1 tRNA gene and 2 rRNA genes are annotated in these 846 nt (G+C 43.4%); all 3 read left to right on the plus strand.

Features of this window, described 5'->3' with window-relative positions:
- Positions 1–225: 225 nt before the first annotated feature.
- Positions 226–343, plus strand: a 5S ribosomal RNA gene (gene rrf / locus HMPREF9624_RS11320).
- A 30-nt stretch (positions 344–373) separates the two neighbouring features.
- Positions 374–446, plus strand: a tRNA-Ala gene (locus tag HMPREF9624_RS11325).
- Between the two features lie 196 nt (positions 447–642).
- Positions 643–846 (plus strand): 23S ribosomal RNA (locus HMPREF9624_RS11330); the annotation flags it as partial.

An 846-nucleotide genomic window follows, 5' to 3' on the forward strand; every position in this document is an offset into this window, starting at 1 on the left:
GTAACAAGGTAGCCGTATCGGAAGGTGCGGCTGGATCACCTCCTTTCTAAGGATAAAGTAGGGGTTTGTGTGTTATTCGATTTTTGAAACGCCGAGTTTTCATAAAGAAAACTTGGTGTGTACAAGGTAAATTCGAAGAGTTTGCTTTTCGAAGAAAAGTTTTCGACGGCTATCCGATGCCGGAGAAAACCCTTGAAAGGTAAAAATTAAATATGTTAAATTTTGTTTGGTGCTGATGCGTTTAGGGGAAACACCCGTTCCCATCCCGAACACGACGGTTAAGACTTAAGCGGCCGAAAATACTTTGCTGGTAACGGCACGGGAAGATAGGTGGGTGCCAAACATTTTTTTGAAAATCAAAAGCGAAAGCTTTGGGGGTATAGCTCAGTTGGGAGAGCACCTGCCTTGCAAGCAGGGGGTCAAGGGTTCGAATCCCTTTATCTCCATTCGCAGTGAAAGCTGCGATGTACATTGATAAGTGAATATCCGAAAGAAATAATTATTCTAGTAAATAGAGTAAGACATCCGAGGGTACAAGGTAAAACTTGTACAAACAATCGAGAGTAAGAAGAGAAATCTTCTTCACAATCAGAAAAGAGATACACGCTAGTATCTCGACACTTGAGCGATCAAGTGGAGAATTGGTTAAGCAATAAGAGCATAGGGTGAATGCCTAGGCACTGAGAGCCGAAGAAAGACGTGATAAGCTGCGAAAAGCTGCGGGGATTGGCAAATACGAGTTGATCCGCAGATATCTGAATGGGGAAACCCACTAGAGAAGACCTCTAGTACCGTACAGCCAATACATAACTGTACGGAGGGAACCCGCTGAACTGAAACATCTAA

The sequence above is a fragment of the Oribacterium asaccharolyticum ACB7 genome, assembly GCF_000238075.1.
Lineage (GTDB): Bacteria > Bacillota > Clostridia > Lachnospirales > Lachnospiraceae > Oribacterium > Oribacterium asaccharolyticum.